The 26,781-nt window shown below is 60.7% G+C and carries 26 protein-coding genes; 13 read left to right on the top strand and 13 right to left on the bottom strand.

What is annotated here, in order from left to right:
* Positions 1–189: 189 nt before the first annotated feature.
* The gene (locus CFB39_RS33810) at positions 190–1,137 is read right to left on the bottom strand and encodes a GlxA family transcriptional regulator (protein WP_089476232.1); all 948 of its coding nucleotides are present in this window, start codon (positions 1,135–1,137) and stop codon (positions 190–192) included.
* A gap of 257 nt (positions 1,138–1,394) precedes the next feature.
* Between CFB39_RS33810 and CFB39_RS33815 the strand changes: the two genes are divergently transcribed.
* Positions 1,395–2,006 carry a GNAT family N-acetyltransferase gene (locus CFB39_RS33815; protein ID WP_089476233.1) on the top strand — a complete coding sequence of 204 codons (612 nt, stop codon included), beginning with the start codon at positions 1,395–1,397 and terminating at the stop codon, positions 2,004–2,006.
* 41 nt (positions 2,007–2,047) lie between these two features.
* Here CFB39_RS33815 and CFB39_RS33820 read toward each other — a convergent pair whose 3' ends face one another.
* Positions 2,048–3,073 carry an AraC family transcriptional regulator gene (locus CFB39_RS33820; RefSeq protein ID WP_144030354.1) on the bottom strand — a complete coding sequence of 342 codons (1,026 nt, stop codon included), beginning with the start codon at positions 3,071–3,073 and terminating at the stop codon, positions 2,048–2,050.
* A 164-nt stretch (positions 3,074–3,237) separates the two neighbouring features.
* Here CFB39_RS33820 and CFB39_RS33825 point away from each other — a divergent pair, with 164 nt between their 5' ends.
* Entirely contained in the window at positions 3,238–4,074 is an 837-nt protein-coding gene (locus tag CFB39_RS33825; protein ID WP_089476235.1) for an alpha/beta hydrolase, read from the top strand.
* Between the two features lie 379 nt (positions 4,075–4,453).
* Here CFB39_RS33825 and CFB39_RS33830 read toward each other — a convergent pair whose 3' ends face one another.
* Together CFB39_RS33830 and CFB39_RS33835 are read right to left on the bottom strand one after the other, a co-directional pair.
* The gene (locus tag CFB39_RS33830; protein WP_089476236.1) at positions 4,454–5,002 is read right to left on the bottom strand and encodes a glutathione peroxidase; all 549 of its coding nucleotides are present in this window, start codon (positions 5,000–5,002) and stop codon (positions 4,454–4,456) included.
* 306 nt (positions 5,003–5,308) lie between these two features.
* Positions 5,309–5,635 carry an EthD family reductase gene (locus CFB39_RS33835; protein ID WP_089476520.1) on the bottom strand — a complete coding sequence of 109 codons (327 nt, stop codon included), beginning with the start codon at positions 5,633–5,635 and terminating at the stop codon, positions 5,309–5,311.
* Positions 5,636–6,307: 672 nt separating this feature from the next.
* On the opposite strand from CFB39_RS33835, the gene CFB39_RS39820 reads away from it, so the two are divergent.
* The 3 genes from CFB39_RS39820 (at position 6,308) to CFB39_RS33850 (ending at position 9,744) form a co-directional block, all read left to right on the top strand.
* Positions 6,308–7,036, top strand: coding sequence for a hypothetical protein (locus CFB39_RS39820; RefSeq protein ID WP_144030355.1), 729 nt, complete (start codon positions 6,308–6,310; stop codon positions 7,034–7,036).
* A gap of 568 nt (positions 7,037–7,604) precedes the next feature.
* The gene (locus tag CFB39_RS33845) at positions 7,605–8,672 is read left to right on the top strand and encodes a hypothetical protein (protein WP_144030356.1); all 1,068 of its coding nucleotides are present in this window, start codon (positions 7,605–7,607) and stop codon (positions 8,670–8,672) included.
* Between the two features lie 43 nt (positions 8,673–8,715).
* Positions 8,716–9,744: a tetratricopeptide repeat protein gene (locus CFB39_RS33850; protein ID WP_179257774.1), complete on the top strand. Its 1,029-nt coding sequence runs from the start codon at positions 8,716–8,718 to the stop codon at positions 9,742–9,744.
* A 249-nt stretch (positions 9,745–9,993) separates the two neighbouring features.
* On the opposite strand, the gene CFB39_RS41295 is transcribed toward CFB39_RS33850, so the two are convergent.
* From CFB39_RS41295 to CFB39_RS33865, 3 genes are all read right to left on the bottom strand, one after another.
* On the bottom strand, positions 9,994–10,539 hold the full coding sequence (locus tag CFB39_RS41295) for a YrhB domain-containing protein (RefSeq protein ID WP_089476239.1): 546 nt from the start codon (positions 10,537–10,539) through the stop codon (positions 9,994–9,996).
* 314 nt (positions 10,540–10,853) lie between these two features.
* Positions 10,854–12,578 (bottom strand): ABC-F family ATP-binding cassette domain-containing protein, encoded by a 1,725-nt coding sequence (locus CFB39_RS33860; RefSeq protein ID WP_089476240.1) that lies wholly within the window; start codon positions 12,576–12,578, stop codon positions 10,854–10,856.
* A gap of 543 nt (positions 12,579–13,121) precedes the next feature.
* Positions 13,122–13,586, bottom strand: coding sequence for a GNAT family N-acetyltransferase (locus tag CFB39_RS33865; RefSeq protein ID WP_089476241.1), 465 nt, complete (start codon positions 13,584–13,586; stop codon positions 13,122–13,124).
* Positions 13,587–13,736: 150 nt separating this feature from the next.
* Here CFB39_RS33865 and CFB39_RS33870 point away from each other — a divergent pair, with 150 nt between their 5' ends.
* From CFB39_RS33870 to CFB39_RS33880, 3 genes are all read left to right on the top strand, one after another.
* A complete protein-coding gene (locus CFB39_RS33870; protein ID WP_089429767.1) occupies positions 13,737–14,399 on the top strand; it encodes a GntR family transcriptional regulator in 663 nt (220 codons plus the stop codon).
* A complete protein-coding gene (locus CFB39_RS33875) occupies positions 14,383–15,624 on the top strand; it encodes a dicarboxylate/amino acid:cation symporter (RefSeq protein WP_089429768.1) in 1,242 nt (413 codons plus the stop codon). Before CFB39_RS33870 ends, CFB39_RS33875 begins: the two co-directional genes overlap by 17 nt.
* Positions 15,625–15,798: 174 nt before the next feature.
* Positions 15,799–16,203 (top strand): hypothetical protein, encoded by a 405-nt coding sequence (locus CFB39_RS33880; protein WP_089476242.1) that lies wholly within the window; start codon positions 15,799–15,801, stop codon positions 16,201–16,203.
* A 386-nt stretch (positions 16,204–16,589) separates the two neighbouring features.
* Here CFB39_RS33880 and CFB39_RS33885 read toward each other — a convergent pair whose 3' ends face one another.
* A complete protein-coding gene (locus CFB39_RS33885; RefSeq protein WP_089476243.1) occupies positions 16,590–16,904 on the bottom strand; it encodes a hypothetical protein in 315 nt (104 codons plus the stop codon).
* 202 nt (positions 16,905–17,106) lie between these two features.
* On the opposite strand from CFB39_RS33885, the gene CFB39_RS33890 reads away from it, so the two are divergent.
* The 3 genes from CFB39_RS33890 (at position 17,107) to CFB39_RS39825 (ending at position 19,344) form a co-directional block, all read left to right on the top strand.
* Positions 17,107–17,322, top strand: a complete 216-nt coding sequence (locus CFB39_RS33890; protein WP_089476521.1) for a hypothetical protein — start codon at positions 17,107–17,109, stop codon at positions 17,320–17,322.
* Positions 17,323–17,752: 430 nt separating this feature from the next.
* Complete coding sequence (gene pstS, locus CFB39_RS33895; RefSeq protein ID WP_089476522.1) at positions 17,753–18,760, top strand: phosphate ABC transporter substrate-binding protein PstS; 1,008 nt, start codon at positions 17,753–17,755, stop codon at positions 18,758–18,760.
* Positions 18,761–18,915: 155 nt separating this feature from the next.
* On the top strand, positions 18,916–19,344 hold the full coding sequence (locus CFB39_RS39825) for a hypothetical protein (RefSeq protein WP_144030358.1): 429 nt from the start codon (positions 18,916–18,918) through the stop codon (positions 19,342–19,344).
* On the opposite strand, the gene CFB39_RS33900 is transcribed toward CFB39_RS39825, so the two are convergent.
* From CFB39_RS33900 to CFB39_RS33910, 3 genes are all read right to left on the bottom strand, one after another.
* Positions 19,325–19,924 carry a DJ-1/PfpI family protein gene (locus tag CFB39_RS33900; RefSeq protein ID WP_089429772.1) on the bottom strand — a complete coding sequence of 200 codons (600 nt, stop codon included), beginning with the start codon at positions 19,922–19,924 and terminating at the stop codon, positions 19,325–19,327. The two genes, CFB39_RS39825 and CFB39_RS33900, sit on opposite strands and share 20 nt — an antisense overlap.
* A 218-nt stretch (positions 19,925–20,142) precedes the next feature.
* Positions 20,143–20,556 (bottom strand): hypothetical protein, encoded by a 414-nt coding sequence (locus CFB39_RS33905; protein WP_089476244.1) that lies wholly within the window; start codon positions 20,554–20,556, stop codon positions 20,143–20,145.
* 1,190 nt (positions 20,557–21,746) lie between these two features.
* Entirely contained in the window at positions 21,747–22,130 is a 384-nt protein-coding gene (locus CFB39_RS33910) for an ATP-dependent protease (protein WP_089476245.1), read from the bottom strand.
* 111 nt (positions 22,131–22,241) lie between these two features.
* On the opposite strand from CFB39_RS33910, the gene CFB39_RS33915 reads away from it, so the two are divergent.
* The gene (locus tag CFB39_RS33915) at positions 22,242–22,682 is read left to right on the top strand and encodes a hypothetical protein (RefSeq protein WP_256991515.1); all 441 of its coding nucleotides are present in this window, start codon (positions 22,242–22,244) and stop codon (positions 22,680–22,682) included.
* A 373-nt stretch (positions 22,683–23,055) separates the two neighbouring features.
* Here CFB39_RS33915 and CFB39_RS33920 read toward each other — a convergent pair whose 3' ends face one another.
* On the bottom strand, positions 23,056–24,501 hold the full coding sequence (locus CFB39_RS33920) for a DEAD/DEAH box helicase (protein WP_179257776.1): 1,446 nt from the start codon (positions 24,499–24,501) through the stop codon (positions 23,056–23,058).
* A gap of 381 nt (positions 24,502–24,882) precedes the next feature.
* On the opposite strand from CFB39_RS33920, the gene CFB39_RS33925 reads away from it, so the two are divergent.
* A complete protein-coding gene (locus tag CFB39_RS33925; RefSeq protein ID WP_089476247.1) occupies positions 24,883–25,617 on the top strand; it encodes an ABC transporter substrate-binding protein in 735 nt (244 codons plus the stop codon).
* Between the two features lie 214 nt (positions 25,618–25,831).
* Here CFB39_RS33925 and CFB39_RS33930 read toward each other — a convergent pair whose 3' ends face one another.
* Positions 25,832–26,476: a carbonic anhydrase gene (locus tag CFB39_RS33930; RefSeq protein ID WP_089476248.1), complete on the bottom strand. Its 645-nt coding sequence runs from the start codon at positions 26,474–26,476 to the stop codon at positions 25,832–25,834.
* Positions 26,477–26,781: the final 305 nt, after the last annotated feature.

A 26,781-nucleotide genomic window follows, 5' to 3' on the forward strand; every position in this document is an offset into this window, starting at 1 on the left:
CGCGACACTCGAAATCGTGGGCGCACATGATTAGGAATGCCATTCAAAAATTCTGACGGCATCGCCAGTCGAAGAAGGACGCCCGGACAGAGCATTTCGCATCATCAATTGCCCGTTCGGATATCTGAACGTATCCTTGGAAAAACTTCGGCCAGGCAGCGCGCAGATCGTCCGGCTGACGGCGGTCGATCAGCGCGCGCCGTTCGATCGGCTCTCGCGTCGAATCGCTTGCGGCGGGTGCCCATGCAGTTTGATGAAGGCCCGCCGCATCCGCTCCGGGTCGGTGAACCCGACCGCCAGCGCAATCTGTTCGATCGGTTCGCTGCCGCCCTGCAGGCGCAGCCGCGCCGCTTCGACACGCAAGCGCTCGACCGCCTTCGCCGGTGTCTCTCCGGTTTCCCGGCGAAATGCGCGCCCGAACTGCCGCGGACTCAAACTTGCGGCTTCGGCGAGCCGCTCGACAGGCAACGCTTCCGCCAGGTGTTCCCGCGCAAAATTCAGCGCGATGCGGATGCGATCCGATTCCGGCTCCATCTGCGACATCGCCGAGAATTGGGACTGACCGCCCGGCCGGCGATACGGAACCACCAAAAGCCGGGAGACAGCGCGCGCAACCTCCGCGCCCATATCCTTTTCAATCAAGCCGAGCGCCAGGTCGATGCCGGACGCGATGCCCGCCGACGTCCAGATGCGGCCCTCCTCGATATAGATACTGTCGCCCTCGACCTTGGCGCGCGGGAAGCGCGACTGCAATTGAGCCGCGTATCGCCAGTGCGTCGTCACGCTCACGCCGTCCAGCAAGCCGGTTTCCGCAAGCAGAAACGCCCCCGTACACACGCTTGCCACCCGCGCAGCCCTGGCGCCCAGTTTTTTGGCGGCGGCGATGTTCTCCGGCGTCTGCATCGGATCGATGTCACCGCCCACGAAGATGACGGTGTCGAACGTGCGCCTTCCGATCGGCTTCGTGTCGACCGACAGGCCCGTATTGCCGGGAACCGGGCCGCCGGACTGCGAGATGACGTGGAGCTCATAGGGCGCGTGGCCCGCCGCCGTGGCGACCTGGTTGAAGGCCGACAGTGGCCCGCCCAGATCGAGCGCATCGTAGCCACGGCAAACGAAGAATCCGATTCGATGCATGACGAAGTCGTTAACTGGAAATCCCGAAAAGTCGCATTTTATAAGGAACCCTCAAATGGCGCCATCCAGCCTGAAATGAGGGAAATACGTCGTTTACGTCGTGATCGATTGTCCGTATGTCCGCTGAGATCCGAAGCAGGCAGCGCGACTTTTTCAGCAGCATCCCCATCTTCCCTGCTGAGCAATCGAGTCATGCGCTACGCTGCGAGTGACGCCAACCCGTTCCATCAGCCACTTCCCTCAGAGTTCCCTCAAACATGCACGGTACAGAATTGAAGGTGACCCCGCTGCCACGTCCGTTTCTCGACGCAGCGCTGGCTTTACTCTATTCGGCGTTCGAGCAAGACCCTACGCTTGGCTGGTGCCTGCTCGCCGGAAGTCCGGGATTCGACCAGCGGCGGGCACACTATCTAGAGCGCTACCTGAAGTATCACTACGATGCTCGCATGCCGGCCTTGGGCGCCTGGCGCAATGGCGACCTGGTGGCGGTCAGCTACTTTGCACCGGCCTCCTGCCGCGAATCGCCTCGCATGCTTGCTGCGCTGGGGCGCGACATCGAGATCGGTTGCGGCGCATCATCGTTGAGCAGGATTGATCTGCTTCGCGAGACTCCGCCCGCCAATTCTCCGGACATCGATTGCAGCCGGATTGAATTCATCGGTGTAGCCCCGGGCCGGCAAGGCGAAGGAATCGGATCGGCGCTTCTACGTGCGACGTTGTCACATCTTCGTGACATCGATCCGTCGGGGAACACATCGTTGGAAACGGGAGAGCCGCGCAATATCCCGTTCTATGAACGTCACGGGTTTTCGGTCAAGGCGTGCATGGAATATGCCGGACTGACGCAATACAGGTTGGAGACCATCTAACCGCCGACATCTGCCGTGCCACGATGGCGATCCGGTCCACCCTACTCCGCATTCACCTTCCGCCACTGCATCGGCGACATCTCGTACCGTCCTCGAAACGCGCGACTGAACGCCGCTTCCGACGTATACCCAACCCGACCGGCAATATCCGAAATCGGCGCGCGGCTGTACCGCAACAACTCCGCCGCCCGGTCGAGGCGCCAGGTCGTGAGATAGCTCAACGGCGGCTGCCCCACGACACGCTGGAACCGGTCCGCAAAAGCCGACCGCGACAGATTCGACAACTCGGCAAGATCACTCACGCTCCACGCCCGCCCGGGATCGGCATGAATGGCCGACATCGCCGGGTTGATCCGGCTGTCGATCGCGCCGGATAGCCACCCGTGCCCTGCCGAGCCCTCCGTCGCCCAGGTGCGCAGCAACTGGACGAAGATGACGTCCAGCAATCGGGAGATCATCGCGGCGGCGCCCGCGCGCGGACTCAACGCCTCGTCGAGGATGAAATGGCAGCTCAGCTCCAGCCACTCGAACGGCCGTTCCCGCAACCCTTTCAGCACCAGCACCGGCGGCAGCACGGACAGCAACCGTTGCGACAGCACGCCGTCGAATCCGAAGTCGCCGCACAGCCAGGTAGTGTCGCCGCTCCCGATCGTCAGGCGCTCGCGATCGTAGTACTGTGGCGCGAGATCCGTGACGAGACTCGCGGAGCGGCCCGGCCGGTCGGAGATGACATGGCCGTGGCCATGCATCAGCATGACCAGGTCTCCCTGCGACGCGTGATAGCGCTCGTCGATCCCGTCCACTTCGATCGCCACGCTGCCGCTGCGGATGATGTGCAGACGATACTTGCCGGCAGGAAAGCGCAATCCGAAAGGCGCCGATGCCGCGCACGTGAAGACCGTATTGCCGCGGATGCGGATCAGCTCCAGCACGTCGGAAAAGGCATCCCGCTTGAAGGCGAACGGATCTGCGTCATCGTCCAGCGCCGTCGGCGTTTGAGCAAAGAATTCCGGCTTTTTGGCCATGTCGCGTACCCGGATGGTCTTTATGATGGGCACATCATTCACGCTGAATGACGCCGGTGTCAAAGACTATTCTCGAGGTGCGTGGCATACGGCAATCGCGTAGTACCCCTTGTTTCGTTGCTGGCAAGCACGGGGCAGACGGCTCCGGAAATACCGAGGTGTCGTGGGCGTGACGTTGGTCATTCAGCGATCACAGGAGCAGGGATATGAATCCGGAAACGCGTACCGACACGGTTGTACTGATTCACGGTCTGTGGATGACACCGTTGTCGTGGGAACATTGGGTCACGCGCTACGAGCAGCGCGGCATGCGCGTCATCACGCCGGGATATCCGGGCGTCCAGCCGGGCACGGCCGGCGTCGAGGCGCTCCGCCGCGACCCGTCGCCGCTGGTGAATCTCGGCGTGCGCGAGATCTTTGACCACCTGGCCCGAACGATCGCCGCGCTCGACACCAAGCCGATCATCATGGGGCATTCGTTCGGCGGCGCGTTCGCCCAGCTTCTTCTCGACGCAGGCTACGGCTCGGCCGGTGTCTCGATCGACGGCGCCGGGGTGAAGGGTGTATGGGCGCTGCCGTTCAGCCAGATCAAGGCGGCGTTCCCGGTCCTGCGCAATCCGGCCAATCTGCATCGTGCGGTGCCCATCACCGAGCACGAGTTTCACTATGCGTTCACGAACAACCTGAGCCTCGAGGAATCGAAGAAGGTCTATGACCGCTACGCGGTGCCCGTGTCGGGGCGGATCCTGTTTCAAGGCGCGTTCGCGAACGTCAACCCGAATGCCCCGACGCGCTACAACTTCGCAAACGACACTCGCGCACCGCTGCTCTTTATCGCCGGCGGCAACGACAACATCCTGCCGCCGGCCGTACAGCGCGAGAATTTCGAAAGGAATGCGAAGGGCTCGCGTGCGATCTCGGCGTACAAGCTGTTCGACGGCCGCAGCCACTACACCTGTGGCGAGAAAGGCTGGGAGGAGGTTGCCGACTTCGCGCTCGACTGGGCGCAGGCGCCTGCGGCAGGGGATCTCGGCAAGGGTTGAGTTGCTGGTCAACGGCCCCACACGGCTATGGCCGTGAACCCGCCTACTCTCGTTCAACAACTCTACCGGGCGGCCGATCCAGCCTGGCACGTCGATTCTTTTATCGCTCGTGCATGAGGCGAGTCGCGCACGATTGGCCGGGAACATGTGAACACCGTGGAATCCTGAACGACGTCTTGTAGCGTCAACAGACCGTTGAACGACTTGTCGGCCTGACGCATTCTCCGGTTCGCCATTCGAGGCAGGCACCCCGTCGCGTTCCGTTTTCAATGCGCGAGCGGCACGTCGGCGGACATGGTGTTGGATTGCCCCGTCCTGGCACCCTCGGCCACGGGTGCAGGTCAGGCAATCCATCCTGGCACGCGTCACGCGCGCCGGCTTACGCGGCCTTGGCCAGCTCCGCGTCGATGGCGGCGACCAGCTTCGGGTCGTCCGCGGTCGTATCGGGCGAGAAACGCGCGACCACTTCGCCCGTGCGGCTCACGAGAAACTTCTCGAAGTTCCACAGCACCTCGGGCGCCGGGTTCGGTTGAATGCCGTAGCCTTCGAGGTGCGCACGGAACGGGCCGTCGCCAGCCGCCTGCGGCTGCGCCTGGGTGAGCGAGCGATAGAGCGGATGCTTGTCGTCGCCGATCACGGAGATTTTCGAGAACAACGGAAACTTCACGCCGAAGGTGCCGGTGCAGAACGACTGGATCTCCGCATCGGTGCCCGGCTCCTGGCCCTTGAAGTTGTTGGCGGGGAACGCCAGCACTTCGAGACCTTCCGCACGCTTGCCTTCGTAGAGCGCCTCAAGACCTTCGTATTGCGGCGTCAGTCCGCATTTGGACGCCACGTTCACCACCAGCAGCACTTTGCCTTCGTAGGAACGCAGGGTTGTTTGCGCGCCGTCGATGGCGTTGACAGGAATATCGTAAATCGTGCTCATGTCTGCATCCTTCAATTGATCAAATCGGTTGGCGAGCCGCGGGAATCGCGGTGTATCGCGTTCATTGGAAAACCTTGGACGTCGGTCGGCAAAGGCGCGTTGTCGACGCTCGTGATCTGCGCGTGGCAGAGCCCTATCCTACTTCGATCGGTCAACTTCCTGCTTGCAGCCGCGGGCCGTGGGGTCCAACAGGCGACCTGGAAAGGCCCAGGCTTCGATACAACGGCAGAATGGCTGCATAAGCATCGCCCCGTTGCCGGGGTACGCCATCAGCGGATGCGGTGCGTGGCAATATCCGAACCTTGGTCAGACTTCGGAACGCTCTACAACCACCTCGCTGATTTGAAGCACGGGCTGTATATCCGTGTACTTGGCGATGTCGGCCATGATCTCCTGCGCATGCGGGTCGCGCGCCGCCTGGAAAGCTTCGATAGAAGTGCAGACGAAGTCGCACTTGGCTACGTAGACAGGATCAGTGCCCGGAGCACCGCCTGCGATGCCCTTGTCCACCGTGTAGTACAGACATGCCGCACCGAGCCGCTGCTTCACCATTGGCATGTGCTTGTCGCGATAGTAAGCATGATCGAATCGCGCGCCTGCGGCGTACGGGTACATGACACTGACTTTGATCATCGGGTTCTCCTGTTGCTGCATGGGAATCGAGGCGCCAACGCTCGCGAGATGGCGTCGAGGTCGCTGATACAGAGCGCGGCGAAGGCTTCTTGCAGAATCGGCGTACCGACTCTTCTGATTGTAAGCACGGGCGAACCCGTCTTGCCAGTTCGGTGGCGCCGGGTGTCCAACGATGCGGGCGCAGTTCGGCGAGGTCGGACGCTTTGAGGGGCGGCAGTCAGGTGGGTACTCTTTCAGACAACTGCAGATCGTCATCACCGACAACCGACCGAATGGTGAAGCTCGAGTCGTCCCGTTTGGACCGCGATACACTCGGGTGGCCAAGCAACTTTTTGCGTTCACATGGGCACGCTCCTCACCGGAGCACCTGTACCCGTCGCTCCAATGATGCAGCAGTACTTGCGCCTTATTTGATAAGGCGCGGCGCGTAACCTTCGCCGCGACCTACGCCTTCCCTTTCGAGAATCGACCGTTTCCGACCCGGGGCGGTCGGTCACATGTTTCGGAGACGAATGTAGGCGCGTCCACGACTCGCGGTTGCTCATAAGTTCATCACCTGCCGTTTCGGAGTCGTGTATCGTGAGCGTCTACACTCATCGCTATTCTGCGCTCGAATACAATTTCACCCGACGCAAGTAGCCAGCCAATAAGACACGTGAGAGAGACCTACGCATGGAGAGCAAGACCAAGCTAGCGACGTTTGCCGTGGCGTACGGTGTGTTTATCGCAACTTGCTACCTTTGGACGTACTGGGGCGCATTCGGCATCAATGTGTTCGAGTACGCGAGCATCAGCGACGTGGCTACTCGGGCGATTCTTCCTGTAGCGGCTGCGTTTTTACCGTTGGCTGTCGGATCTGGCATTGCGGAAATCTCCCCACTAAGGCAAACGTTCCCCGTAGGCGGCGGACGAGATACCCGAGTCGGTCGTGTTTTGAACAAGCACCTGCGCCTTCTATCCACACTCAGCATAGTCGCGGGGCTCACTGTCCTTGGGATATCGAATAGCCCATGGCGCTGGTTTTCGGTAATCCCGTTCTTTTGGCCGGTGCTGTTCGTCGTAGAAGGTCATCCGCTAGCGGTCGAACTTTTCCCAGACGGACGGTTCCGAAGCCAGCTGCTAATGTTGGGGGTGGGTGCTATCTTCGCCGCAGCGGGGAGTGGAGCGCAAAACGCCGACAAAATCCTACGTGGCAACAGTGATCGCGTCGTTGATGAGTCAACCGTAGGAGTTCCCCTCAAGGCAACGCAAGCCCGCCCAGTGGAATACGTCGGCTACGTGGGGGGCACCTACTTCCTGTACGAAACGCAAACGCGAAGCGTGGTTATCTTAAAGCAGACCGATCACAACGCTCTCGTATTGAAGCCTAGAAACGTATCGGGAGCACAAACGTCAGACTGAAAGGTTTCATGCTTGGGGCGCCGTCCACTCCATTCGATTAGTGAACGCGATACCCCCAACCCCTTCACCGCAACTCAAGGTGCATTGCCCTGGCGGTTACCGGACAAAAACAGCCGCCTGAGACGAGCCCGTTGGGTGACTGCCCTTGGCCGAACTCGGCCGGCCGCCGCCCAGCGCACGCGACCGGCGCGGATCGACTCAAACCGGACCTTCGGAGTTGCGTGAATCGGTCAACTCGAGCGACTCCGGTAAGGGGCAGGCCCCCCCTGAATAGTGCTTTCGAGCACCTTGCAAAACGTTATTTCATCAACCTGCTAATCCTGTTCTAGGTCGGTGTCCTACGACAAGTATTTTTGTCGTCCCTGCGTGTCAAGACTTCATATACTAAATTTGCGCATTTGATGAACTGGGCCACGCAGCACGACCCTGTGCCGGCTACGAAGCCGCAGCAGGACCGGCGAACATTCTACTTGCGGCTAGGAAAGGAGACTGCACCCTGAGCCGGTGCGCTCCCAACGATCACTCGCCTCCGACCTCATCAGGTCGCCGCGCGGCCGCGGGAGATATCATGACCCACCAAGAGGAACTGTTTCGAACCGCTATGGACGGATTCGAGCATTTTGCACACTTTTATTTCGACACATACGAAAAAGAAACTCCGCAGGAACAAGCAAAGGTCCGCTCGGATCTGATTGAACATGAGGCGAGGGGCGACTGGCGATCAGACATTGGCGCCCAAGCGCAACTCCGTGTCATTGAGTTTCTTGACGCCCATCCCAGCTTGCATGCAGCGGTCCAGGGCTATTTGGAAGCTCGTGAGAAGGATGATCAAACGACTGTCATGACCGGCGACGGCAATGAAATGACGCGTGGCGAGGAGCGCGCGCGCGACGCAGCCGACGTGGCTCGGGGGCAATTAAACAACCTTACGGGAAATAGCATCGGTGCGGCCCTTCAAGGGCTAGCTAACGAAATCTGGCACGATCCTGCGGTGGCCCTGCGCTACGCGACGCCATTTGTCATCGCATCAGAAATGCTCGTCGCGCACTTTGAGGCGCGTGAAGCCGGGGAGGAGAAGGCACGAGCAATTGGGGCGGACGTCGAAGCCGGAAAATTGGGTGCGCTTGGTGAGCGCGGGCTCGACCTGCCGGGTTTCCAAGACTACCGTGACGTGGAAGAGAACGACCGGGCACTTCCAGACGAGTTAGGAGAGGGGCGGGAGCAAACACAAGCGCCGGACGACGACGGGATGGTCGTGACGCCGGACGACGCTGGAGTGGCACCGGACTACGACGGGATGGTCGTGACGCCGAACGACGCCGGGATCGCGCCGGACTACGACGGGATGGTCGTGACGCCGGACGACGCCGGGATCGCGCCGGACTACGACGGGATGGTCGTGACGCCGGACGACGCCGGGATCGCGCCGGACTACGACGGGATGGTCGTGACGCCGGACGACGCCGGGATCGCGCCGGCCGACGACGGGATGGTCGTGACGCCGGACGACGCCGGGGTGGCGCCGGACGACGCCGGGGTGGCGCCGGACGACGCGAGGGTGTCGCCGGACGACGCGAGGGTGTCGCCGGACGATGCCGGGGCGACGCCGGACGACGCCGGCATGCCCGGGCCGTGAATCGATGGCTCGGTCTGCCAACTCAAGAAAGGGAGTGTCGACGATGGGAAATGAAAAAGAGTTGCTCGCTCTCGCGCGAAAACTGTATGCCGAAGGTAAGCTCAAAGAGAGTGAGGTCGTATTCAACCAACTTAAGGTTTCAAATGATTTCGCGTCCGAGGCACTTTCCGGCTTAGGCATGATCCGGTTGAGAGCAGGGAACAACTCGGCAGCGAGCGAATTATTTGAAGCGGCGCTAGCGCGGAAAGCGACGAATGCAGATGCACACTATGGGTTGGGTGTCATTGCAGAGAGGCAGAGTACCTTGGAGGCAGCACTGGCTTACTATCAGGAGGCGCTGAGACTAAATCCGAAACATCGCGGAGCGGCCGATGGGATTAACAAGCTACAGAAAAATCCGAGTGGCCGCTCATCGGAACTGATGCACGATTCAGTATCGAGCCAAAGGGATACTGACGCGATGCGCAATGAGGTGGCTCGCGCAAGGACGCAGGGACAACCGGTAAGTCCCAACCCGAGTCCGGACGCCTCAGCTTTAGCGCTGGAATCTGGTGAATTGCTGGATTCCAAACACCGGACGATGAACTCGTTTTCATTTCATTTCCTGTTCACATTGATTGTGACTGTTCTGCTGGGATTGGTGTGCGGTTGGCTTAGTCTATTGGCACTATTCGCCTTCTCTAGTGGCACTAAGGATGAACACGTTGCCGGAGTTCTTGCATTTGTTGGGGCACTGTCGATCATCGTTATTTCTTGGAAGGTGCTTCGAATGAGAGCCAAGCGGACTGTCTATGATATTTACGAGCGCAGAATTGACATACGTGAGGGGCTCCTCATTCGCAAGGAGTCTTCGATTTGGACTTTCGAAATCACCAATCCGACGCTTCATCGGAGCCCGCTTGACGTAATATTGGGGAATGGGCGAATTAGCTTGATCGACAATCCCAGTGGGGAAACGAATAATGCAAAAATCATCGGTTTCGGTTCATTCGAGGACACCCGAGCGCTCTGGCAAGCATTGCGTGACACCGCAATTAAAGACCGGCTCACTATCAAACGCATGTGGATTTAATGTTGTGTTCCTGCGGCCGGCAGCTTTCGCTAGAAAAAACCGGTAGCGGCGTGCGTCTGTCGTCGATCGCCGGCCCGTGCCAACCGTGAAAGTCTTCTCGGTTGCAAGACCGATTGTCGACGATTCATTCGCCAGCTTCGATTGACCGCTTGTGGCCGAACTCGGCCGGCCACCGCCTGGCTCTCGCGACCGGCGCAATCGACCCTCAGCCGTTCTTCAAATCGAGCGTAATCGGTCACCCATCGATCACTAGCGGAGGGTACAGCGGTACGTAACGATCCCGTGGAAACCGACCTCTGCAAGGTCAGTCGCGAGTTGCTTGGCTGATGCAACGTCCCTTGCTGCGATCACTGTCTCCCGCCCCGCTAGACATCCATCGACTGAATGCTTTGCCTCCGCAAGACTCATGGGTGAATGCTGACGAATCAACCGCGTCGCTTGAACCTTATTCGCCCCGGCAGACCATGCCGTTAGACGAATCTGCGACTCTTCATAACCGTTAGGGTCACCGCACGCACGGTAGGCTTGGACGGACTCGGTAATTGGCCTGTGATAACTGACGGATATGATCTGGCCATCGTCCCGGCTGACAAACAACGGCGCATTTCCCGCCAACCTATCTCGGACGTCACCTGTCTCAAGGAAGCGCGATGATTGATAGAAGAAAACCCAACCCACATCGAACTCAAGGGTCGCTGCATCGATGATAGTAATGTCGACCGGCCCAGCCAAAGAACACAGCATGTGGCGAGCCTGTTGCGTCGCTTGCTCAAGCGTCCAACTCATCGTGACCATTCCAAACGGTAGGGGTGCATGTGTAGCGATGACTATTTGCGCATTGATTGTCAGCAATTCAGGTCATTGTGTCGAGTGACGCCTCATGACCGAACTCCGCCGGCCACCGCCCGGCCACGCGCAACCGACACCGATCGCCCAGAAAGGGACACTCGAGCTTCTCGATATCGGCCATTCGTTCGAGCAGAAAGTGAAGCGGGTGCGGAATCGCAGGATACTGGCGGCAGACGGCACCAAGAGGCACCAAACCAGTCCCTGCATATGGCCAGCCAGACGTCGCCGCGCTGCTGCGAACCGCACCCGTCACATACGCCTTAAAGCCCAAGCTCCTGTTCCAGTCGCCGCATTTCTTCCCGCCACTGTTCCTGTCGTTGCGGCTTCTGATGTTTCGGTTTGCGTGCGATTTCTGCCGCCAGTAGCGCCTCCAACTGACACCACCGCTGCCACTGTGCCTCAGCGTCACGGCTTGCGGACTGAACGCCGGTGTTGTTCGGTGTAACCGGAATCTGCTCAGGCGCCGCGGGAGCGCGAGATGTGAACAAATTTCGATACGCGCTTTCAGCATCGGGCAATTCCTGCAAGCGCCCGTTACGGATTGCCCAGAAGCGATTGCAACTGTGCTCGATCAATTCGCGGTCGTGCGAAACCAGGATGAAACCGCCATCGAACGCCGCCAGCGCGGCAGCAAGTTCGCGCTTGCCTTCCATATCCAGGTGATTGGTCGGTTCGTCCAGCCACAATAGGTGGTAGCTGGCCATGGACAGCGCGAGAAATAGCAGACGAGCCCGCTCGCCGCCACTCAGTGTGGCCACGGTCTGACCATGGCGTACGTACGCAAACCCGGCAGAAATCAGAGCCTGTCGTCGCTCCTTGTCGCCGACTGGCGCGAATTTATATAACGCGTCCGGCAAAGTGGCGTCGTCGGCCAGTTGATGCAATGACTGATCGTAGTAGGCGATGCGCGCCGCCGGATGATAACGCCAACCCATGGGCGTTTCTCCCTGCTGCAGATCGCTCCAGCACTGGCGCAGCAACGAGGATTTGCCCGTGCCATTGCTGCCCAGGAGTGCGATCTTGTCACCTGGCCGCACCCACAAATCGTGAACCTCAAACAGGATCGGCTCTTCTGCCTGGGCGCGTACATGCAGGCCTTCGAATGCCATCAGACGGTCCGCCGCTAATGGTCGTCCTTGTAGCTTCAAGCGCCATGGGCTGCCACGACTAACAAAGGTCTGGTCTTCCTTGAGCTTTTCGACACGCCTTTGCATGGACTTGGCTTGGCGCGCCAATTTCTCATTGTCGTGCTCGCGCCCCCAGATGGCCAGGCGTTTGCTGCTGGCGGCCAGCCGGTCGATCTCGTTTTGCTCGCCTGCATGACGCGCTTGTGCCGTTGCGTCGGCCTCGGCCAACGCGACCAGGGCCCGGCTGCACGGCATATCGAAACTGTACAAGCGCTGGTCGCGCAGAATCCAGCTTGTGTCGCTGAGACTGTCCAGAAGTCGCGCGTCGTGCGATACCAAGATGAAGCCACCCTGCCAGCGGCGCAGGAAATCTTCCAGCCACAATAACGAGGGGAGATCCAGATGATTGCTTGGTTCATCAAGCAACAGGAAATTCGGCTGCGCAAGTACTGCTCGTCCCAGCAGCAAACGAGTGTGTTGACCGCCGCTCAGGTCGGAAACGGGTGTGTCCGCCGCAATGGCCAGCTCCAAATCGTCCAGTAGGCTGTCTACCCGCCAATGCTCGGCCCGTTGCTCGCCGACGCTTGCCAGCAACGCCTCTCGCGTCGTCAGGTCGGCCAGTCTTGACGGTAGATGCTGCTCGACGTGTTGCAGACGGCACATTGCCGCATATTGCACGCTACCGGCGCTGGGTTCGCGGCTGCCCGCCAATACATCAAGCAGACTGCTCTTGCCGCAACCGTTGTGGCCGATCAGGCCGATGCGGTCGCCCAGTTTTACAGTAAAGGAAAGGTCCTGGAATAGCGGGCCGTGGCCGGTTTCCAGTTTCAGGGAAAGTGCGGAAATCAGGGTTGTCATGCTCTTGCTCTCGTTTTTTCGGGACGTGTTTGTCCCTGTCAACAGGAGCGCTGGCGACAACCTTGGAGTCGAGAAAGGACTCGGGAGGAGAAGGCTTTGCTCTGACTGGGCTATCGCAGCGCGATGGAACTCAGGCAAGAGCGGGCGAATGTGCTGAACCAATGTGCCAACATCAGTTGGCGCACTAACAAAACCATATTTACCTCCTTTTTAAAAAAGAGTTGGATGTCGCGGCGGAGTTTATCTCGGCTCACGTCGGTTATACAAGCCGCTGGCGTTGCGGCTCGCAATTCCTTCCAAGAAAGATCGCCGAACGCTTCGCGACAACTCGACGCCTGCTTTGAAGAATGTGTTCCGAGTGACTGCTCCTGGCCATCGGCGGCCCTATCCCGGCAGGCCAGGTCACCTTCGATCGCCGATGTTTCCAGGTTGATCGCAGAAACCCACGGACATCACGCGCAATCGGAGACGACTTGGCGCAGAAACGCCGGACTAGACCACGCAGACACCATCTGGTCATCTGACGTCAGTAGCAAACGAAAATCAGCCCCCGATCTGGCGCTGCATGAGATAGAACCTCATGTCGTCGCGCCCCTGCATTGAAACCGGTTTCGGATCGCGATTAAAGCCGAGCATTTCATAAAATGGGTATGCTGATTCGCGCGCCGTACACCAGAGCAATAATCCACGTTGTTCGCGGACATGGCGAATGGATAGATTGACCAGAAGGCGTCCGAATCCCAGACCACGCACCGATGAATGGACGGCCATGCCGCGAAGGCGCCAGGCTTCAGCGTTCAAAACACCGGATTGTCCTTCTTGACACACCGACGCCACCGCCACAATGCCGTCGTTATCACGCACGGCAAAGTGCCTTGTCGTCGGGGCGAGGTCTCCGGGTAGCGCACTCCCTTCTTCATCTCCGGCCATCAAGATCGCGGCCCTGAGGGGATAGGTTTCTTCCGCGCGAACGGCGCAGATGGTAAAGCGCACATCTTGTGAAGTCATCTAATTGTCAGCTCGCTTCATGACGCGAATAGTCTTCCGGTTCGCTTTCAGCATACCCACTCGCAAAATTATCAGTTGCCGGGCGTTACCAGTAAGGGTAATTTCCTATCCGTTATCTCTTTTTCAATCATACGCTAACTGCGATCACAGATGACGTCGAAAGTCTCGACAGATGCAGAGCTTGCCTACGACGAGATCCGATCGAGGATCTTTGACGGCCGCCTTGCGCCTGGGCAGAAAGTATCCCATCGAGGATTATCGGACGAACTCGGTTTCGGCCAAATGCCCGTGCGCAGCGCATTGCATTTGCTCGAGTCCGAAGGGCTGGTCGTCGTGATCGAAAAGAGTGGGACCTATGTCGCTTCGCCAACTACGAGTGATCTCCGCGAAATTTTTGAAATGCGGCTGGCCCTCGAGAGTACAGCTGCGTTTCTAGCAGCCAGGTCGGGCGTAACGGCAGATCTTCGCGACGCGGCAGAGAAAATGCAGGTGCTGATTGATCAGGACGTCGCGGACATCATGCTCGAGCAACGTGTCGGTTGGGTGTTTCATCAAGCGTTATTTGCCGCCGCAAGGAACGTGCGAATCTCATCCGCGTATAGTCTATTGCGAGCCCAAACCTTGGCGCTAAACGAACTCCCGCGTAGCGACGCCGAAACCGTTCGGCGCGGCACGATCGAGCACCTGAAAATCTTTCACGCAATCGAAGCAAACGACGGCGAGCTTGCGCGTCAGCATATGTGGAATCACATCGTTGACGGCACGCCCGCACGGATAAAACTACTAAAGGCGCGGCATGAACACGAAAAATAAGGGGCTTTCCCTCCCGCTGCAAATGCTTGGCGGGCTTGTCCTGGGCGTCGCTTGCGGCGTATTTGCTCCTGGCTTTGCCGGGAAGCTGGGCTTTCTCAGCGCGATGTTCGGCCACGCGATCAAGATGGTCGTCATGCCGTTGATCTTCCTGTCGGTCACGGTCGGTGTCTTTCGTGCGGGCCGACTGCGCGAACGGCTCGGAAAAGTCGCACTATCCAGCATCGTCTTCTTCGTTTTGATGACTGGCCTGGCTGCGTCGCTCGGCCTGCTGCTCAACTTCGCATTTCGACCGGGTCTCGGTGCGAGCCTCACGCACTCCGGATCGATGCCCGCAGCACTCGCATCCAGCATCGACTGGACGAAATTTCTCGTTGATTTGATCCCCGCGAACATCGTCGCCGCGCTCGCCGCAGGGAATTCTCTCCCGGTACTCGTTTTCGGCGTCATTTTCGGTGCGGCATTGGCGGCTGCCCCGGAGCGTGCCGAGCCTGCGATTGCCGTTTTCGAGGCACTGCTGTCCGGCCTGTTCAAGATGACCCAGTGGGTGATCGCATGGTCGCCGCTCGCGATCTTCGCCGCGATCGCGCAGCTGTTGTCGGCCAAGGGCTTTGCCGGCGTGCACTCGCTCGTCGAGCTTCTGGGCGTGGCCTATCTCGGCATGGCGATTCTGGCGGTGGTACTCACCCTCGTCATTCGCGTCGCCGGTCAGTCGCCTCTCGCCGTTCTCAGGAAAGTGAAGGAACCGCTGATCCTGGGTTTCACGACGCGGTCGTCCGAAATTACCTACCCGTTGCACCTGAAGAAGCTGGTTGAATTCGGCGTTCCCCACGGCGTGGCGTCCACGATTTTGCCGCTCGCCTATATTTTCAATCGCGACGGCGCGGTCCTCTACACGGCCCTCGCGGTCGGCTATCTGGCCGACGCCTATCATCTCGCCTGGTCCTGGCCGCTGGTGATCACGATTTTGATTTTGACGATCATCACCATCGACGGCGCAGCCAATGTGCCCTCCGGAGCAATCGTCGCCATCACCATCGTGCTGACGTCGATCGGGTTGCCGGCCGATGCGGTGCTGCTGCTGTTGGGCGTCGACGCGTTTTTTGACATGGGGAGAACCGCCCTCAACGTCTACGGAAGCACGGCGGCGGCGGCTGTCGCGGTGAGACTTTCCGGTTCGGAGGACGGTATCGCCGCCGAAACCGTAACGCGTCAGGCAAGCGTGTGAGTGCATCGGAAGCGACGGGCACGGGGCGCTTCACTGTTGCGCCCGCCCATTGCAAGGCGCCGGGGCACATCCACTCGGGCATCCAGATACGGCGACGAGAACAGGATTGGATGGTCGTTCGTTTCCATTGATCTTCGGTTAGCAGAACGACGGATCTTTTGCAGGAGAAACAGTATGGTTGGTTCAGAGTCCGCAGATTATTTCATGCTGCGCCTAGGCACGCCGCATCCGACATGGGCGTTGACTGATGACAGCAACATGATTGGCATCGGCAATCGTGACGGCGTGGTGAGTGCCCTGTTCGAGCTGGATCGCAACCAGATCGCACGGATTAGAGCATTGGGCCAATCGGTGGAGAGAATCAGGTGTATTTGCGACCGCGCGGGCCGGGAGCTGCACTTTTATCTCCACGGCAGACAGGTGTCTCCCGGCGTGTGGGCCGGAGTCGCGTCGGCCGATCCCGACTATCTGCCGACCGCCGCGATGATCGCAACATGGACAGTACCGAAGAAGCCCTGCGATGCCTTCAAGTTTCCGAGCGTGAGTGCACGTGTGGTCGCATCCGTTAGCCTAGCCTAAACTGCGATCACAGATTATTGCGCAAGGTCGAGCCGGATAAGCCCCGACTTTCGGGGGCCGATCGTTTGACATGTTCGTCCGGCTGCGCGCGCACGCCGTTCAGTGCCTTTGGTTCTGGCACACTCAACCTCGGATCGCCAGGACCATTTTGCTGGCCAGTTCATCGGCCAGCACTTTTCATTCATGGGTATTCGGACATCGAGCGACGCCCTTTCGTCGCGAAGCTCAAGCACGAGACTACGCGGAAGCCCGCAAAAAACATCCCGCCAACCCTGCAGCAGAGCCTGCGCCGCACGTGACGAGACGCAACGCGTGACGCTCGCCAAGCCCCACGCCCGCCCGCTCCAAGACCGAAAACTCCGCGCCCCTCAACCGCCCTACGGCGCTCACCGCATCGCAGCCCAGGCCCCCTGCTCGCCCCGAGCGCTCCCCGTTCGAACAAAATCCGAAACATTCAGCGAAACCGTATCGGCCTTCGCCTTCGAGCGCGTCTTCCGCGCGACTGCCAGGATCGGCGTCAAATGCTCGTAAAAGCATTCGAGCTGTCGTGCGTCAGACGCCAGTCGCTCAAGATCGCACGCCCGCTCGAGAATCAATCGAGCGATATGAAAACGCTGAAGTCCGGGGCCAACCCGAATCTGAAACACGACGCCATCGCTGCTATGCGGCACCCCCGCCCACACAAGCGAACTGCGATCCATAAAGCCTCCGAAAAATCCCAATCGTCACACCAATATGCCAGCCATCTCCGACGTTGCATATTTGTATTTCAAAATTGTGGCGTTTCACACATTGGCATTTTCGTAAAACACGAATATTGCGCCGCAGCAAAAGTATCCGTAGACTGGGTTTGCGCGTCCGATGTAGTTGCCCCGCAGTCGTCCCATGACGGGAGAGCACGCGATGACGACTTCTTCACCAGCACTGAACCAGGCCCCCCCTGCGCTCCACGTGTTCCAGCAAGATGGCGGCTGGCACTGGGGCATCACGGTTCCTCGCTCCGCGGGATCCGGCTTCAAGCTGATCGCCTTCAGTACCGACATCTTTTCCACGGAAGACACCGCCCAACGCGACGGCGATCGGGCGTTGGCCTCCATCGTCGACAGTGACGTGCATTGATTCTGGCGGATCGGGCAATTGCGCCTTCCTTGAATTTTCACAGCCAACTGCAATACTCCTATCACCCTTCGTTGCGGGACCCTTTACCGCGCGCGATGACGATCTTCGCCCCTTGTCTGACCTACCCGATCGTCGGTGACGATCCAGGCCAGCCGGTCGCTGCCTGCGGCCTCGGTTGCGGTACGTTGCAATCCAGCTCCCGGCGAACGTCATACGAGAAAAATGCGGCACAACGGCTGCTGCAACCACGCAATGACGCACCGTGCTCGAAAGCAATCGAGAGACGATCACTGCCGCGGTCAATCGACAGGCGTTGCCGAAAGGCGGCCGACAGCCCCCACCCGACCCGTCAGACTTCTCAACCGAGGCCCGCTTGCGGGCCGGCATGCCGATAGCAGACAGGAGACGTTACGTGAACATCCGGATCTTGATGCCCTGCGCCCTGGTTCTTGTTGCCCTCCATGCTCACGCGGCAGATATCACCGGCGCAGGCAGCACTTTCGCAGCACCGATTTATGCAAAGTGGGCCGATGCGTACAAGAAGGCGGGCGGCGGCAAGGTCAACTATCAAGGCATCGGCTCGTCGGGCGGCCTGAAGCAGATCAACGCGAAGACGGTCGACTTTGCCGGTTCGGACGCTCCGCTGAAGGATGACGAGCTCGCGAAGGCAGGCCTGTTCCAGTTCCCGACGGTGGTCGGTGGCGTGGTGCCGGTCGTCAACGTGCCGGGCGTGAAGGCCGGCGAACTGACGCTGTCGGGCCCGGTGCTCGGCGACATCTACCTCGGCAAGATCAAGAAGTGGAACGACCCGGCGATCGCCGCGCTGAATCCGAAGGTCAAGCTGCCGGACACGGACATCGCCGTGGTTCGTCGTGCTGACGGCTCGGGCACGAGCTTCATCTGGACGAACTACCTGTCGAAGGTCAGCGGCGAATGGAAGTCGAAGGTCGGCGAAGGCACGACGGTCAACTGGCCGACGGGCACGGGCGGCAAGGGCAACGACGGCGTCGCAGCGTTCGTGCAGCGCCTGCCGGGCGCAGTCGGCTACGTCGAATGGGCGTACGCGAAGAAGAACAACATGGTCTACACGGCCCTGAAGAACTTGACGGGCACGGTGGTCGAGCCGAAGACGGAAACGTTCAAGGCCGCCGCTGCAGGCGCGAACTGGTCGAAGTCGTTCTACCAGATCCTGACGAACCAGCCGGGCAAGGACGCGTGGCCGGTCGTCGGCGCGACGTTCGTGCTGCTGCACGCAACGCAAGAGAAGCCGGCACAAGGTGCGGAAACGCTGAAGTTCTTCGACTGGGCGTTCCACAACGGCAACCAGGCCGCCACGGAGTTGGACTACATCTCGCTTCCCGAATCGGTGGTGTCCGAAATCCGCACGCAATGGAAAGCGAAAATCAAGGATGTGTCCGGTAAGGCGGTTGCAAACTGAGGATTCCAGATGAGACGCGCAATCGCCCGCATTCGCCTCGCAGCGCAGGAGGACGCAACCGCCGATCGACGCACACCGCGATGGCGAGCGGGCCTGATTGAAGCATGAGACGGACGCACTGCCGATTACGTTGCAATCAGCGGACGATTTGAGCCATGCGCGAAGAAAGCGCTTCACCGAACCAACGCGCTCCTGAAAAGCTGACCCCCATGCCTTGCGAAGCCTGCACGACCATGCACGCGACTTCCGATCCTGTCGCCCATCGGGAACTGGTGGAATTGCACGAGCCAACGAAACTGCGGCCGCTAGGACGGCCCGCAATCGTCGTGCGACAGTATCGCTGCCGTCTTTGTCATACGAACTGGCTGGTGGAGTCCGATCCGTTGCAAGCCGGCGTCACTGAATGGCTCTGCCTGAACGGGTCAGCGAACATTCTCGCGCCCTCTTCCACACCGCAGCCGGATGACGTGGCAACCGGGCGCGCCGAAGAAGCCGCTATCGGGAACACGACGTTGCGGCTGAACCCGGCGCCTTGCGATGGAGGCAGCGCCATCTTTTTGCGCGCTACGGCAGGTAAGGCGTGATGTTCGTCAACGCGCGAGAAACGTACTCCTCCTTCTCCCCCACCGGCGCCACGTAGTGCAGTGCGCTCCGTGCGGCTTCCTCGCCTTCCAGGCGCGCGATGATCCACGCGGCCAGATACTGCGAAGCAAAACAGCCACCTGCCGTTGCGACGTTGCCTTGTGCGAAGAATGGCTGATTGAGGACTTCGACGCCCGCCTCGACGACCCAGGGTTTGGTCGTGAGGTCCGTGCATGCCGGGATGTTGTCGAGAAGGCCCAGCTTTGCCAGCACCAGCGTGCCCGAACATTGGGCGCCAATCAGTTGCCGGGTCGGATCGAGATTGAGCTGCTCCATCAGCGTCGCGTCGTTGACGACATCCCGGGTTTGAATACCGCTCCCGACGATGACGGCATCCGCCGCGCGTGCGTCCGCCAACGTCGACTGCGCCTGCACGGTCACCCCGTTCATCGATGTGACGAAATGCTCCGGGCATGACAGCGTCACCCGCCAGTCGGGCTTCTTGATTCGGTTGAGGACGCCCAGCGCGATGAGGGAATCGAGTTCGTTGAAGCCCTGGAAGGTCAGAATGGCGATGTGCATGGGGTGCCCTGGCTGAGGTCTGTCGATGCATATTGCCAGATCGGCGCGATGTCCGGATTCACGTTGGCGAAAACTGACGGTTGCTGTTTCGGCCACGGGGGCGGGGTCGGAAGATGCACGTCGCGTTCTCACATCGGCGCTGCTTTCCGGGGCGGCAGTTCATGAAGCGTAGCCTCACCGGGGAATCGCTTTCCGTTTGGCCCGGTGGGTTCGGAAAGTCAGCGGATAGGCTGTCCGACAACCCGGGCCCACATCGCCCGAACGCGTCGCGCGCGGTCTTCGAAGAGATATGACGCCGCAAGCGTCAAGACACCTGAAATGGCACCCGTCACGATGTGCTCGACGTAGGGGATGCGGTAGTGACTCGTGTGCGAGTAGGCATCGCCCAACATGGTCAGGACGCCAACGACCAGCGCATTGCCGTATCGATGCGCGTAGAGTTTTGCCACGGGCGTGAAAGTCAGAAGGACAGCGAGCAGGCCGGTCAGCAGCCCCGTCTGAAATGCGATAGTCCAGTGGGCGAGGCTCATGATATTTCCCCAGCTCCCCGGCATGCACGTCATGCACGCACTGGTCGGCTGCCAGAAACGCTGGACAAACAGTCTGACGCGGTGATTCCACTCGGTTGACATGATGCATTCCCATCCATGCCGTCGCCGCGGCCGGAGCCGCCATACGTATCGTTGAAGCAGTTTTCGAACTTTTCGGCGAGCTCGCCGCCGTCGTCACGGATGGGTCGGCTGTGTGCCGTGGAGACTTGGCAATGCCGGACATGGGGGAATACTACTCCACGATTAGACGGCCGCTGTCTCGATCGAGACCGAAATTTCAACGCTCGAGTCTATCGGGGCGGCCCCGTCCGTGATGCCTGTCGAACGAGGTGCTTGCGCGCGAAGTCGCCGGCCGGCATCGACCCGAAGCGGTCCTTTCGTGATTTTGCAAGCGGTCATTCGATCGACCTACCACGTCTTTCATGGCCAATCACCGGACGATGTCTATAAGCCGTCAAACATAACAAATCCTTTCGTCCACTCGATTTGACCGATTTGGTCCACTTTCCAATAGACTTCCGCGAACACACCATAAGACAGGAAACCCTTACCTTTACGGTGAAAGTCGGCAGCATGAATCGACCGGTCTGTCTTGCAGACACCGTCAAAGTGGAATCCTTGTTCAGCAAGGGTCCTTTCGAGTATCCGAGCATCCGATCCAGGAGGGAAACCGGCATTCAATCGGGCGTCAAGTTCCGGCGATGTTCCAAGCCGCCCCATGGTTTTCAACGTTTCCTGCCCGGTCCTGTCCTTAGGCGGGCATGCACCCCAGTAACCGCCACTCGCCGTCAAGTTTTGCAATAGAGCAGGCCACTCGTCCTGTTCGTGCTTGCAAGCACCGAGACACAGGCAAAGTACAAATGTCGCAGCAATCAAAATGGACGAGTGAAGACTGGATCGCATATTTGTGCCACCTCCCCTGTCTCATGCACTTTGTTCTAGTTGTATCTCGATTGTTTGTTGGCGATGTACATTTCCCAGACCCGCGAGAATCGGATTAATTGTTGCCGATCTCTCCGATACTGTCGATTGACCGCTCCTGGCCGGCCGCTGTCCGACGCGGCCGCCCAAACACGCCCCATTGCTGCAGATCGAGCCGTTGCATCTCGACGGCAAGTGTCAGAGCACAACGGTCACGCGTTCCGAAGATCTGAACGCTTGCCCTCCCTTGACGGATCGGCTTCAGCAACTGAAAGCCCGGCGCATCTCGCGATTGACCTGACTCCAGCCCCGCACGCAGCACGACTTGCGCCCCCAATGGCAAGCAACGATCAGAGATCTCCGCGCACCTCACCGGTTCCCAGCGCGCTCCGCTGCCGGTTGACTTCCGCCCAAAGCTCGTCGCTGTCGTCGTTGCGCAGCACGACCATCCAGTCCAGTTGATCGTCGGTCACGCCGAAGTATTCGAGGATTTCCTGCCGAGCCGCGTCGATGAACTGCGCGTATTCCGGAGTTGCCTGCGCCCGCGCGTGCAAGGCGTCATATTCGGCATCGTCCGCGCCGCCGCCGTGCTCGTCGATATAGCGCGAGATCCACTGGTCCCGTTCGTGGTCGTAGTCCGCTTCGGCGCGCATCGCCTGCAAAGCCGTGTAAAGATCCAATTGGGCAAACGCGGCGATCGCCGCCGTTGTCGCCTCGTCGAATGGTGTCGTCATTTCATCTCTCAAGTCAGTCATCGCACATCATCGCACGGGCCGCACCCGGGCCAGCCCCTCGAATACGAACCGCGCGCACATGCCATAATTCGCCCGTTCCCGAGCTACCGGATGCATCGTGTCATACGCGAAATGATTTTGATCAGATCACTTGCCGCCTGTCTGTTGATGGCTGGATCTCTTGCTGCAGCGCACGCCGAGACGTATCCACCCGAAGTATCGAGAAACATCGACAAGCTTCAGTCCCAATGTTCCCGCAAGTCCAACGATCCCAAGGCGCCAGCCTGCATCGAATACAAGGCCACGTTGGCCCGCACCATTCCCCCTGCCGTCCAGGCATTGATGCATCAGGAAGAAGTCGCCAATGACCAATGCCGGAACGGTCCGGCACCGAAGTTGTTGCCTGACGGGCAATATGCGCCGGGAAGCGCGTGCGCACAACGCGAACAACTGATGAAGACCCTTCACCAGCACAACTGGTGCTGGGGTCACACGGACATGGATAGCTACCTTCCGGGTTGGGTGATCTGTCATCCCGGTGAATGGCAGTAAGGCCGCACCGATAGCGGGACAGCATTCCGGCAAGGCTGCGGCGGCGGATTGCAGATCCCAGCCTTCGCCGGCGAAGCTCGCACCCGCTGTTGCCGCAGCAAAGAGTCGAACAGGTTTCCCGGCCATCCGTACAGTCGCTCGATCTGCCTTTGCAGCGCTAATCCTCGCCGCCGTCCTGGCATCAGCAACGGGCGCTTGTCCCGGCGGACTTTCCTGTACCTCCCGTTTCAGCCTGAAACGGTGGTCCTGAACCTTGCGTCGACGGATCGCAATGGGCTGCAGATTCAACCCGACGACGCCACGCACTCGAAGTTGCCTTCAGCCGCCGAACCGCCAGCCATATTCAATGGCTGGCGAGCCGCATCCCCACGAATCAGGACGGACGTTTCCCGCGGGCACCAGCGGGTTTGCCAGCCGGCTTGCGCGCGCCCGCCGCCGGCTTGCCGGCAGATTTGCCACGCGGCTTCTGCACGCTGAACGGGCTGCCAATGGTGTAGTCCGGTCCGTTACCGGCCGGCTTCGCATGCGGCGCCGCAGCCTTGTGCTTGTTCTCGCCACCTTGCGGACGCGGCTTTTTACCCGGCACCGGCATGGCAGCCGACGCAGCGTGCGGCACTTTCGGCTTCTTGGGCTTTTTGGGTTTCTTGATGATCTCGCCCGTCGCGCTGGTTTCCGGCACGCGGTGTTCGGCCTCGAAACCCGGCTCTTCTTCACGGCGCAGCGTTTGCTTGATCAGCGCTTCGATCGCGGCCAGTTGCGGCGCTTCATCCGCGCACACCAGGGACACCGCCACGCCACTGGCACCCGCGCGTCCGGTACGGCCGATGCGGTGCACATAGTCTTGCGCCACGATCGGCAAATCCACGTTGATCACCAGCGGCAGGTCGTCGATATCCAGCCCGCGCGCCGCCACATCGGTGGCCACCAGCATCTGGACTTCGCCCGTCTTGAAGCGCTCCAGCGCACGCAGGCGCGCCGGTTGCGGCTTGTCGCCGTGAATGGTGTCGACGGCATAGCCCGCTTCGTCCAGCATCGCCGCCAGGTAATCCACGCCGTTGCGCGTCTTGACGAATACCAGCGCATGCGCCCACTTGTTCTCGGCCACGAGGTGCATGAAAAGATCGGGCTTGTTCCGCTTGTCCACCGTCACCACCCACTGCTTGATCTTGCTGGCCGTGGCATTGGGCGGGCTGACGCTGATGTTGACCGGACTGCGCAGAATGGTCGCCGCCATCGCGCGGATATCGTCGGTAAACGTGGCCGAGAACAGCAGCGTCTGACGCTGCGCGGGCAGCGCGGCAAAGACGGCGTTGAGTTCGCGCGCAAAGCCGAGATCCAGCATGCGGTCGGCTTCGTCCAGCACCAGCGTCTGCACCTGATCGAACTGCACCGCGTTCTGGCGATTGAGGTCCAGCAAACGGCCCGGCGTGGCCACGAGCACATCCACGCCCTTGCGCAACTTCATCATCTGCGGATTGATGCTCACGCCGCCGTAAGCGGCCAGAAACCGCAAATCGAGACCCTTGCCGTACGCGATGAAGCTTTGCAGCACCTGTTCGGCCAGTTCCCGCGTGGGCACCAGCACCAGCACACGTGCGCGGTTGCTGGACACCGCCGGGCCGTGTTGCACCAGCCGCTGCAGCAGCGGCAGCGCAAAACCCGCCGTCTTGCCCGTGCCGGTCTGGGCGCCCGCCATCACGTCCTTGCCACCGAGCACGGCAGGAATCGCCTTGGCCTGCACCGGCGTGGCGGCCTGGTAATTGAGGTCCTGCAGGTTACGCAGCAAGGGATCGATCAGGCCGAGCGAGGCAAAAGACATGGACGTATTCCGGACTAAAACCGCAATTCTAGCGGGTGCCGGGAGAATCAAGGCCCACTGCGCCCGGCTGGACGGCGCCGACGGGGAGCAACGCCACGGCCAACCGACAGCCGCCGCTGGCGCGAAGCAAGCAAATCGCCTCCCTCTTCCCGCATCAAATCGCCTCTCGCAGCCACGCAATCCCTTTGCCCGTCCATCACTGTTGGGGTCACAGGATGAGGGGAACGCATCTGTCTCGCGTCGCCCAATTCGCGCCGAAGGCAGGCTTGCGCCGCTCGACGCCGCTCGATGGCGAAAGCCAGGGTGATAAGCTCGATGCCGACGCGCGGTCGCACATCGCCGCGCGCCAAACCCTGCCCCTACGACCGTCACGAGCCTGCCATGCCCCTCGCCCCCTCCGTCCTCTCCGCGTTCACGCCGACCGGCAAGCTGCGCGCGTCGATCAACCTCGGCAACCCGATCCTCGCGAACCGCGACCCGGCGACGGGCGAACCATTCGGCGTGTCGATCGACCTTGCACGCGCGTTCGCCGAGCGCCTGTCGGCCGAGCTGGAACTGGTCGTGTTCGACACTGCCGGCAAATCGGTGCAGGCGCTGACCGACGAGCGCGCCGACTTCGGCTTCTTCGCGGTCGATCCGCTGCGCGGCGAAACGGTCGCGTTCACGGCGCCGTACGTGCTGATCGAGGGGTTCTATCTGGTGCGCGACGCGTCGCCGATCCGCACGAACGCGGACGTCGACCAGCCCGACAACCGCGTGACCGTCGGCAAGGGCAGCGCCTACGACCTGTTTCTCACGCGCGAACTGAAGGCCGCGCAGATCGTGCGTGCGCCGACGTCGCAAGCCGTCGTGCAGACCTTCGTCGAACAGCAACTGGAAGTGGCCGCAGGCGTGAAGCAGCAGCTCGAGGCCGACGCCGCCAAAGCGCCCGGCCTGCGCCTGCTCGACGAGCGGTTCATGGTGATCCGGCAGGCCATGGGCGTGCCGAAGAGCCGCGGCGAAGCGGCCGCGGCGGCATTGAATGCGTTCGTCGAGGAAATGAAGGCGTCGGGCTTCGTCGCGGATTCGCTGCGGCGGCATGGCATCTCTGGGGCATCCGTCGCGCCGCAAGCGTGACGGCACGGGGCGTGACGCAGCGATCCCCCCGCTTTGCGGCCGCCCGACTTCGCGCGGCCGCGTCGGGTGCAGGAAGCCACGATCGAGATGAAGACGTCGGGCATGGGCGGAACCGGCCTTCGCGACTGCCGCTACAGATCGGACCGCAGATCGGCGCTTTCGCTTGTCCGACTCGGCATGGCGGATACGACCGGCCGGAACAAGGCCCCTTCGCTCAGTACGACTTGACCGCCACCGTGGCCGGCGACTCGCTCAACGGGACAAATTGGCGCGTCGCGCCGTCGAGTGCGTCGATGCGCCCCATCTCGATGTCGTAGACCCAACCGTGCAGATTCATCCGTCCTTGCTCGAGCGCGAGCGCAACCGACGGATGCGTGCGCAGGTTGGCGAGCTGCGCGATCACGTTCTCGCGCACCAGACCGTCGAGCTTGTCCCGCGGGGAGTCGAACTGATGCGCGGCATTGATGGCTTTCGCGGCATCGGAATGGCGCAACCAGTTCGCGACAGCCGGCATATGGTCGAGACACGTACACCGTGAGATCGCGCCCATCGCGCCGCAATCCGAGTGCCCGCAAATGACGATATCCCGCACGCCGAGCACGGCGACCGCATACTCGACGGTAGCCGACACGCCGCCCGGTTCTGGCCCGTACGACGGGACGATGTTGCCCGCGTTGCGAATCACGAACAGTTCGCCGGGCTCGCGCTGCGTCAGCAGCTCGGGCACCACGCGGCTGTCCGAGCACGTCACGAACAGCGCCTTGGGATTTTGGGCGGTGGCGAGCTGCTTGAACAGCTCGACACGTTGCGGATAGACCTCGCGCTGAAAGCGCAGGAAGCCGTCGATGATGTCGCGCACGGGACTCTCCTGATACGAATTCACGGCGGGCGGGCAACGAGATCGTACGCTGCCGTCCGCCAAGGCGGCCGACATTATCGCAGATCGGCGACGTCGTGATGAGGCTGGCGCGGACGTCGGCCAGCCGGACTACCTCGGCGCACGCCCATGCGCGCACGGCGCATTCGATCCGGTCCGCCCGGGACCGAAAAACCGGCACGATCCGGGGACCTCCGTCGCACCGACGCACCACCCCAAGTGGGCGGCGGCGCCCTTGATTCGATCCCGGGTTTCGGTATATTTGCGGGACACACGAGGGGACGGCG

The sequence above is a fragment of the Burkholderia sp. AU6039 genome, assembly GCF_002223365.1.
In the GTDB taxonomy this organism is placed as follows: domain Bacteria; phylum Pseudomonadota; class Gammaproteobacteria; order Burkholderiales; family Burkholderiaceae; genus Burkholderia.

Excerpts from the sequence above, each read along its gene's own strand:
- CFB39_RS33810 (WP_089476232.1), bottom strand. The coding sequence starts at position 1,137 with ATGCATCGAATCGGATTCTTCGTTTGCCGTGGCTACGATGCGCTCGAT.
- CFB39_RS33815 (WP_089476233.1), top strand. The coding sequence starts at position 1,395 with ATGCACGGTACAGAATTGAAGGTGACCCCGCTGCCACGTCCGTTTCTC.
- CFB39_RS33825 (WP_089476235.1), top strand. The coding sequence starts at position 3,238 with ATGAATCCGGAAACGCGTACCGACACGGTTGTACTGATTCACGGTCTG.
- CFB39_RS33830 (WP_089476236.1), bottom strand. The coding sequence starts at position 5,002 with ATGAGCACGATTTACGATATTCCTGTCAACGCCATCGACGGCGCGCAA.
- CFB39_RS33835 (WP_089476520.1), bottom strand. The coding sequence starts at position 5,635 with ATGATCAAAGTCAGTGTCATGTACCCGTACGCCGCAGGCGCGCGATTC.
- CFB39_RS39820 (WP_144030355.1), top strand. The coding sequence starts at position 6,308 with ATGGAGAGCAAGACCAAGCTAGCGACGTTTGCCGTGGCGTACGGTGTG.
- CFB39_RS33845 (WP_144030356.1), top strand. The coding sequence starts at position 7,605 with ATGACCCACCAAGAGGAACTGTTTCGAACCGCTATGGACGGATTCGAG.
- CFB39_RS33850 (WP_179257774.1), top strand. The coding sequence starts at position 8,716 with ATGGGAAATGAAAAAGAGTTGCTCGCTCTCGCGCGAAAACTGTATGCC.
- CFB39_RS41295 (WP_089476239.1), bottom strand. The coding sequence starts at position 10,539 with ATGGTCACGATGAGTTGGACGCTTGAGCAAGCGACGCAACAGGCTCGC.
- CFB39_RS33860 (WP_089476240.1), bottom strand. The coding sequence starts at position 12,578 with ATGACAACCCTGATTTCCGCACTTTCCCTGAAACTGGAAACCGGCCAC.
- CFB39_RS33865 (WP_089476241.1), bottom strand. The coding sequence starts at position 13,586 with ATGACTTCACAAGATGTGCGCTTTACCATCTGCGCCGTTCGCGCGGAA.
- CFB39_RS33870 (WP_089429767.1), top strand. The coding sequence starts at position 13,737 with ATGACGTCGAAAGTCTCGACAGATGCAGAGCTTGCCTACGACGAGATC.
- CFB39_RS33875 (WP_089429768.1), top strand. The coding sequence starts at position 14,383 with ATGAACACGAAAAATAAGGGGCTTTCCCTCCCGCTGCAAATGCTTGGC.
- CFB39_RS33880 (WP_089476242.1), top strand. The coding sequence starts at position 15,799 with ATGGTTGGTTCAGAGTCCGCAGATTATTTCATGCTGCGCCTAGGCACG.
- CFB39_RS33885 (WP_089476243.1), bottom strand. The coding sequence starts at position 16,904 with ATGGATCGCAGTTCGCTTGTGTGGGCGGGGGTGCCGCATAGCAGCGAT.
- CFB39_RS33890 (WP_089476521.1), top strand. The coding sequence starts at position 17,107 with ATGACGACTTCTTCACCAGCACTGAACCAGGCCCCCCCTGCGCTCCAC.
- pstS (WP_089476522.1), top strand. The coding sequence starts at position 17,753 with ATGCCCTGCGCCCTGGTTCTTGTTGCCCTCCATGCTCACGCGGCAGAT.
- CFB39_RS39825 (WP_144030358.1), top strand. The coding sequence starts at position 18,916 with ATGCGCGAAGAAAGCGCTTCACCGAACCAACGCGCTCCTGAAAAGCTG.
- CFB39_RS33900 (WP_089429772.1), bottom strand. The coding sequence starts at position 19,924 with ATGCACATCGCCATTCTGACCTTCCAGGGCTTCAACGAACTCGATTCC.
- CFB39_RS33905 (WP_089476244.1), bottom strand. The coding sequence starts at position 20,556 with ATGTCAACCGAGTGGAATCACCGCGTCAGACTGTTTGTCCAGCGTTTC.
- CFB39_RS33910 (WP_089476245.1), bottom strand. The coding sequence starts at position 22,130 with ATGACGACACCATTCGACGAGGCGACAACGGCGGCGATCGCCGCGTTT.
- CFB39_RS33915 (WP_256991515.1), top strand. The coding sequence starts at position 22,242 with ATGCATCGTGTCATACGCGAAATGATTTTGATCAGATCACTTGCCGCC.
- CFB39_RS33920 (WP_179257776.1), bottom strand. The coding sequence starts at position 24,501 with ATGTCTTTTGCCTCGCTCGGCCTGATCGATCCCTTGCTGCGTAACCTG.
- CFB39_RS33925 (WP_089476247.1), top strand. The coding sequence starts at position 24,883 with ATGCCCCTCGCCCCCTCCGTCCTCTCCGCGTTCACGCCGACCGGCAAG.